Source organism: Rhodococcus sp. P4_F5, from assembly GCF_056401315.1.
Window position 1 is genome coordinate 51,692 of record NZ_JBFUJP010000027.1, and the last position, 6,925, is coordinate 58,616.

The window sequence follows — 6,925 nt, forward strand, 5'->3', positions numbered from 1 at the left end:
GACGGGAGTCACGATGATCTTCACCGCGGCGGCACTCGACGGCATCGTGTCCGGCACGGTGACGCTCGCCTTCCGGCGGTGGGAACGGCCACGGGTGCGGGCCGGGTCGAGCCAGCGGACGGCGATCGGGGTCGTCGCGTTCGACGCGGTGGAACCGGTCGACGCGGCCACGGTGTCCGATGCGGACGCGGTAGCGGCCGGGTTCGAGTCCGCCGAGCGGCTGCTCGTGTTCGTGGACAAGAAGGCGCACGGCCCCGTGCTGTACCGGATCGCGCTGCGCTTCGACGGCGCAGACCCGAGACTCGCGCTGCGTGAGGACGACGCGCTGTCGGAGGCGGACGTCGCGGACCTGCGGCGCCGGCTCGACCGGATGGACGCGCACGGCCCGTGGACCGAGGCGACGCTGAGGCTGATCGCGGACCGGCCCGCGGTGGTCTCGACCGAGCTGGCCCCTGCGCTGGGGATGGAGCGGGCGCCGTTCAAGCAGCGGGTCCGCCGACTCAAGGAGCTGGGTCTGACCGAGAGCCTGGAGGTGGGGTACCGGCTGAGCCCGCGTGGCCGGGCCCTGCTTGCGCGGCTCGGTACCTGATTCGCCCTGCCGACGCCTTTTCCGGGGGTTGGTTTTCGAGGATGAACTCGCCCAGGGTGTCCCGGCGTTCAGTTCGTCGAGGCGCGGTGCTGGGGCTGGGTGCCGCCGCGCTGGGTCCGATGACCCCGGGGCAGGCCGCCCGTTGGCACCGCGCCATCCGGCGGGAAGCCGAGGCGTTGCCAGCGCGGTCGTCGCGGCCGAAGATGGATCCAGGGAGGACGACACGCGGCGCGCGAGGCGGCGCGTTCGCAGTGCGGGGGCCGAAGGGGTGGGGCGCATGATGCGCAGAACGGTCGGATCGGCCGGCGTACCCGAGCGCGCGGTGGCGCTGGTGGTGTTCGTGGTGGCGTTCGTCGGGGGCGCGGTGGTCGCGAACCGGTTGGCGGGCAAACCGGTGCCGTTCCTGCGCTGGTCGGTGCTCCGCTTCCTGCTCGGCTCGCGTCGACTGGTCCGCGAGGGACAGGTCGGTGACGGCCGCGAGGAGGCGTTGGCGCGGCGGGTCGCCGAGGTGGCTCGGCCCGGTGACCTGGACGGTGTGATCGAGGTGATCGACGACTTTGCCCGGCACACGAGCTTCCTGATGAACGTCGGCGACGAGAAGGGGCTGCTGCTCGACGACGCGATCAGCCGGGCCAGGCCGTTGCGACTGCTCGAGCTGGGCACCTACTGCGGCTACAGTGCGCTGCGTACGGCCCGGGTGATGCCGCCCGGCGCCCGGCTCTACTCGGTGGAGTCCAGCCCTGCGAATGCCGATGTCGCGCAGCGTATCTGGGAGGTTGCGGGGGTGGCCGACCGGATCACCTCGGTGGTGGGGTCCCTCGGCGACGGCGGCGTCACCATGGACCGGCTGGCGTCCGAGCACGGATTCGCCTCCGGCAGTGTGGATTTCGTCTTCCTGGATCATGCCAAGGAGGCCTACCTGACGGACCTGCTGCGGATCGAGGGCGCGGGCTGGCTGCACCCGGGGTCGGTGGTGGTGGCCGACAACGTGGTGATGCCCGGCGCGCCCGACTACCTGGCCTACATGCGGGGCGAGGAGGGGCGCAAGTGGCGGACCGTCGAGCACCGCACGCACGTCGAGTACCAGAAGGTGCTGCCGGACCTGGTGCTCGAGTCGACGTTGCTCGGTGTGGCTCGACCCTGAACTCGCACCGATCAGGATGCCTGCCGGGGTTGTCGACGGGTGACCCTGGTCAGGTGGGCGCGCAGGGCGTCGGCAACGAGGTCGGGGTTCTCGAGCATCGGAATGTGGCCGACGCCCGGCAGGGTGACCTCTTCGACGTGGTCGGGCAGTTCGTCGATCAGTCGCTGCATGCACTCGGCGCGGGTGGTGAAGGTGTCGAACTCGGACAGCATCAGCGATGTCGGTGCGGTGACGAGGTGGAGCCCCGTGAGCGGTCCGTCGCGCAGGAATGCCAATTGGATCGGCAGGTAGACGGGGCAGTGCGCCGCCGCGCGGACCACGTTCGCTGCGTCGTCGGGGTCGACGGCGGCCATGTCCCTGCTGCAGTTTCGGATGATCGGGCGTTGAAACATCTCGCGCGTTGCGGCTCGATCGCCGAGAACTCGGGCAGCGGCGGCGAGGGGGTACTGTGCGGTAAATCCCAACCCGAGTCGAAACTCGGTGTGGGAAAACCGTTTCCAACCTCCACCAGGGTTGATCGCGGCGAGAGATTTCGCCCGGCCGCGGCGCTCGAGTTCGAATCCGACCTGGCCGCCCAGTGAGTTTCCGGCGATGTGGCAGGTGCTCCAGCCGACCCTGTCGAGTTCACGTTCGATTCCGTCGGCGATTCCGCGGACCCCGAGGTCACGCAGCCGTAGCCGAGGGCCACCCCAGTGGCCGGGCATGGTCATTGCGAGAACGTCGTAGTCGGTCGAGAGGTTGTCCACGACGGCGTGCCATACGTGGTGTGACAAGGTGAATCCGTGCAGCAGCAGCACGGGCTCACCCGATCCAGCTCGGTTCACATATGTCATCAAGTTCCCCTTCCGACTCTTTGCTACTCAGTAGTAACAAAGGTGTCCCGAGGTGTCCAGGGCTGGAGGGTGAGTTGCGCGAGGCGGTTGTCGGCGTCGCGATCGTTGGGTGCTTTGGTGTCGTGGTCAGGTTTACCTTTACCGGCGGAACCACTGGGCCGTGCAGGTCGAATCGGACGGATTCCTGGGGGTCCCTCCCTGCACGAGGTGCTTGGGGGCTGGTTCGTACCCCCCGCCTGGGTGGACCCGTTGCGAAGACCTCGGACGGCCCACAACCGGCGCGATATCCACAGGGCATGACCCGTAGGCCCGGCTCATATGCCCGACCCGCAGGTCGGCAAAGATACATGCACAACAACCAGGCAGGTTGCGGCCGAGACATGCTCGGCCGCAACCGGTCTGCGCCGTGGCTGGGCTGCGGTGCGCAGCCCGGGCTCAGTGCGCCATTGCCAGCTGCTGGCCCTCGGCCGGCGCGGGCAGCTTCCCGCCTGGCAGCAGGAACGCCGAGACCACCGCTCCCGCAGTGAAGATCGCGGCCGCCCACCAGAAGGTGGTGGTGTAACTGTGCACCGCGGCCATCGCCATGGTCTGCGGGCCGGGTTCCAGGCCGGTGAGGTACTCGGTCGCCGCGGTGGCCGCGACAGTGCTCAGCAACGCGGTGCCGATCGAGCCGCCGACCTGTTGCATCGTGTTCACCGTCGCGGAGGCGACGCCGGCGTCCTCCGGTTCGACACCGGTGATCGCGCCCTGCATGCCGGGCGCGAAGACCATGCCCATGCCGGTGCCGAGCAGGACCAGTCCGGGCAGGATGTGCAGGGCGTACGTGCTCTCGACGGTGAGCTGGGCGAGGAGCGCCATGCCGAGCGCGGCGACGACGAGCCCGGTGGTGATCAGCAACCGGGGCCCGACCCGCGGCAGCAGCACCCCGGTGGCGGTGGTCGCCGAGACCACCATGCCCGCGACCATCGGCAGGAACGCCAGGCCGGTGACGATCGGGCTGTACTGCAACACGGTCTGCAGGTAGAAGGTCAGGAACAGGAACACCGCGAACATGCCGGATCCGGTGACGAACATGGCCAGGTAGGCCCCGCCGCGGGTGCGGTCGAGCACGATCCGCAGCGGTAGCAGCGGGTGTGCGACGCGCATCTCGATGACCACGAACACCGCCAACCCGACGACGCCCGCCACCAGCCAGGCGATCGTCGCGCTGTTGGACCAGCCGTGCGACTCCGCATGCGAGAAGCCGTAGACGATGCTGAACAGCGCCGCCGACACCGTGATCGTGCCGGGGATGTCGAGGCGGGGCCGGTGCTCGGACTTGTGCGGCGCCATCATCGTCAGGGCGCCGACCAGCGCGACGGCGGCGAAGACGAGGTTCACGTACAGGCTCCAGCGCCACGAGGTCCACTCGGTGAGTACCCCGCCGAGCAGCAGTCCCACCGCGCCGCCCGCGCCCGCGATCGCGCCGAAGATCCCGAACGCCTTGGCCCGCTCGCCGGGCTCGGTGAAGGTCGTCGCCAGCAGCGACAGCGCCGCGGGTGCGAGCAGGGCGGCGAACACGCCCTGGCCGGCCCTGGCCGCGACCAGCATCGGGAAGTTCACCGCGGCCCCGCCGACCGCGGACATGACGGCGAAGCCGACCAGCCCGATGACGAAGGTGTTGCGGCGGCCGAACAGGTCGCTGAGCCGGCCGCCGAGCAGCAGCAGCGAGCCGAAGGCCAGGGCGTAGGCCGTCACGACCCACTGCCGGTCGCCGTCCGAGAACCCGAGCGACTGCTGCGCCGCGGGCAGGGCGATGTTCACGATGGTGGCGTCCAGCACCACCATCAGCTGTGCCAGCCCGATGACGGCCAGGACGAACCAGCGCAGGCGGTGTTCTCTGGTCTGCTCGCCCTGCCCGGTCTCCGGTGGATCGATCGTGGTGGTGGTCATGGGAACGCCTTCCATGGATTCGGTGGTGCCGGCGTCTGCGGGGGCCAGGCGTCTGAGTGCACCGCTGCGTCTGAGTGCCGAGGTTGAAATGGAGGAGTAATCTCCACTTAGGTCACCGTACGCCCAAGTGGAGTAGTTGTCTCCACTTAATTTCGGTCCAGTTCGCGGACTGCCCGAGATGTCGGATTTCCGGGCCTGGCGGAATCGAGTTACCAGGGATGACAGAATGAGGATCGTGAGCACCGTCACAGCAGGGCGCAGGCTGCGCGCCGACGCCGAACGCAATCGGCGCAAGATTCTCGACGCAGCGGCCGACCTCTTCGCGACCCGCGGCATCGACATCACCCTCGACGACGTCGCCCGCCACGCGAAGGTGGGTGTCGGCACGGTGTACCGGCGCTTCACCTGCAAGCAGGAACTGGTCGACGGGGTCTTCGAGCAGCGCATGGACGACATGGCCGAGGCGGCCGACGCGGCGCTGCTGCAGGAGGACCCCTGGGAGGCCCTGGTCGACTTCCTCGCCCTGACCTGTGAGTGGATGTCCCTGAACCGGGGGCTCGGCGACGTCTTCTTCAGCGTCGACGACGGTCGCGAGCAGATCGCGTGCGCGCGCAAGCGGATCGGTCCCGCCATCGAGAAGCTCGTCGAGCGGGCCAAGGCCGCGGGCGTGCTGCGCCCCGACCTCGAGGTGAACGACCTCTTCGCGGTCAGCTGCATGGTCGATGCGGTCATCGACTTCGCCCGACCGGTCGCGCCCGAGGCCTGGCGCCGCTACCTGGCGATCATGCTCGACGGCATGCGGGCCGAGGGGTTCGGGCGCTCGGTGCTGGACATCCCCCCGCTGACCGACGAACAGGTCGAGGCGGCCAAGGCCGCGCGGCACTGCTCCTAGTTCGACCCTGCTTCTAAGACGCGGCGGAGACCGGCTCGGGTTCCGGGCGCCGTGCCCGCAGGACCCGTAGGGCCACCGCCATGCCGACGACCACCAGAGTCATGACGAGCGCGAGGCCGCGCGGATCCGGGGGAGTGGGCGACGTCAGGCCGCGCTCGAGTATCGCGACCGGCGACAGGTTGCCCCAGTAGTCGTCGGACTCCGAGCCCTGCCCGGCGACGCTCAGCGCGGTCGGGACGAACAGCACCGACACCCCGACGACGCCGGACGCCGCGGAGGTTCTCGTCGCCGACCCGAACGCGTAGCCGGCGATCGGCGCCAGCGCGAGGTACCGGATGCCGTCGACGAACTCCATCTCATTCGTCGCGACCATCCCGAGCGCGCAGATCGCGGCGAGCAGCACCAGTGCCACCGTGGGGTGCGGCCACCGGAGGCCGACCAGCAGACCGACGGCGAGTGTCGCGGCGACGATCGCCACGCCGATCCAGGTCATGCCGGCTCCCGCGATCAGCGGCGCGGACGCGGCCGCCACCGCGGTCGCGGTCAGCAGCAGTTGGCCGTCGCGGCCGTCGAGGCGGTACGCGGCGAACACCACGGCCAGTGCGAACACCACGGTCGCGGGCACCGCCACCGCCCAGCCGTCGTGCCGGGCAGCCGCCGCGGCGTTGGTGACCAGGCCCGCGGCCACCACGATCAGTCCCGAGACCACCGCCCGGGACGGCTGCGGCGCAGGTGCATTCGACGCTCGACCCCCCGCCAGGGCGCCCGCGATCGAGAAGGCCACCGCGGGTAGCAACAGCCACCACGGCGGGGCGGCGACCAGGCCGCTCAGCCCGTCCAACGAGTACGCAGTCCAGCCGCTGCCCTCGGACATGGCCGCAGTCTGGGTGATGTCCACCGCGAGCAGGAATGCCGCGAGCGCGCCACCGGCGAGCGCGGCCGTCGACGACCGATGCCCCGCGGCCGCCACCGCGCAGCCGCCGAGGGCGAGGCCGGCGCCGAAGCCGGACAGGTACTGCTGCGCGATCACCCATTCCAGTTGCTGCACTTGGTCGCTCACCAGCGCCGCCCCGACGATCACCGAGAGGCCCACGAGGGACACCGGCCGGGCCGCCCGGGTGTCGGTGCGGCGGGAGAGGAGTGCCGCAGTCACGATCGCCAGCACCACGCCGATCGCCGCGGCCAACGGCCGACTGGTCGCCACCAGTTGCAGCTCGCCTCGGGTCCCGCCGATTGCGTAGCCTGCCGCGACGGGCGCGACCAGCACCCAGCCCGCGGTCGCCGATACGAGGAAGGCGATGACGAGTTCGAGGGCGGTGACCCCCCGGCGGTCGACGGTCGTGTCGAGTCGGTTGGTCATGGGGAGTCGGGGGAGTCGGGGGCATCGGGGGCGGGAGCGGTCCGGGGACGGCCGAGGGCGCGAATTCCGAACGCGCAGAAGGTCACCGCGACCAGCAGCACGATGCCGGTGAGCCGGTCGTCGTAGTGCGGGATGGACAGCAGTTCGCGGTCGAGGACGGCGTCCGGGCCCCGGC

At 70.3% G+C, this 6,925-nt stretch carries 6 protein-coding genes; 3 read left to right on the plus strand and 3 right to left on the minus strand.

Annotation, left to right across the window (positions count from 1 at the left end; all coding sequences use genetic code 11):
• Positions 1–13 precede the first annotated feature (13 nt).
• On the plus strand, positions 14–589 hold the full coding sequence (locus AC1DU4_RS13180) for a hypothetical protein (RefSeq protein WP_477840467.1): 576 nt from the start codon (positions 14–16) through the stop codon (positions 587–589).
• A gap of 277 nt (positions 590–866) precedes the next feature.
• A complete protein-coding gene (locus AC1DU4_RS13185; RefSeq protein ID WP_477840469.1) occupies positions 867–1,733 on the plus strand; it encodes an O-methyltransferase in 867 nt (288 codons plus the stop codon).
• A gap of 11 nt (positions 1,734–1,744) precedes the next feature.
• On the opposite strand, the gene AC1DU4_RS13190 is transcribed toward AC1DU4_RS13185, so the two are convergent.
• Together AC1DU4_RS13190 and AC1DU4_RS13195 are read right to left on the minus strand one after the other, a co-directional pair.
• Positions 1,745–2,566 carry an alpha/beta fold hydrolase gene (locus AC1DU4_RS13190; protein WP_477840471.1) on the minus strand — a complete coding sequence of 274 codons (822 nt, stop codon included), beginning with the start codon at positions 2,564–2,566 and terminating at the stop codon, positions 1,745–1,747.
• Between the two features lie 435 nt (positions 2,567–3,001).
• Entirely contained in the window at positions 3,002–4,498 is a 1,497-nt protein-coding gene (locus tag AC1DU4_RS13195; RefSeq protein ID WP_477840473.1) for a DHA2 family efflux MFS transporter permease subunit, read from the minus strand.
• 226 nt (positions 4,499–4,724) lie between these two features.
• Here AC1DU4_RS13195 and AC1DU4_RS13200 point away from each other — a divergent pair, with 226 nt between their 5' ends.
• Entirely contained in the window at positions 4,725–5,390 is a 666-nt protein-coding gene (locus tag AC1DU4_RS13200) for a TetR/AcrR family transcriptional regulator (protein ID WP_477840475.1), read from the plus strand.
• Between the two features lie 13 nt (positions 5,391–5,403).
• On the opposite strand, the gene AC1DU4_RS13205 is transcribed toward AC1DU4_RS13200, so the two are convergent.
• Positions 5,404–6,750 carry a hypothetical protein gene (locus tag AC1DU4_RS13205; RefSeq protein WP_477840477.1) on the minus strand — a complete coding sequence of 449 codons (1,347 nt, stop codon included), beginning with the start codon at positions 6,748–6,750 and terminating at the stop codon, positions 5,404–5,406.
• Positions 6,751–6,925 lie beyond the last annotated feature (175 nt).

Excerpts from the sequence above, each read along its gene's own strand:
- AC1DU4_RS13180 (WP_477840467.1), top strand. The coding sequence starts at position 14 with ATGATCTTCACCGCGGCGGCACTCGACGGCATCGTGTCCGGCACGGTG.
- AC1DU4_RS13185 (WP_477840469.1), top strand. The coding sequence starts at position 867 with ATGATGCGCAGAACGGTCGGATCGGCCGGCGTACCCGAGCGCGCGGTG.
- AC1DU4_RS13190 (WP_477840471.1), bottom strand. The coding sequence starts at position 2,566 with ATGACATATGTGAACCGAGCTGGATCGGGTGAGCCCGTGCTGCTGCTG.
- AC1DU4_RS13195 (WP_477840473.1), bottom strand. The coding sequence starts at position 4,498 with ATGACCACCACCACGATCGATCCACCGGAGACCGGGCAGGGCGAGCAG.
- AC1DU4_RS13200 (WP_477840475.1), top strand. The coding sequence starts at position 4,725 with ATGAGGATCGTGAGCACCGTCACAGCAGGGCGCAGGCTGCGCGCCGAC.
- AC1DU4_RS13205 (WP_477840477.1), bottom strand. The coding sequence starts at position 6,750 with ATGACCAACCGACTCGACACGACCGTCGACCGCCGGGGGGTCACCGCC.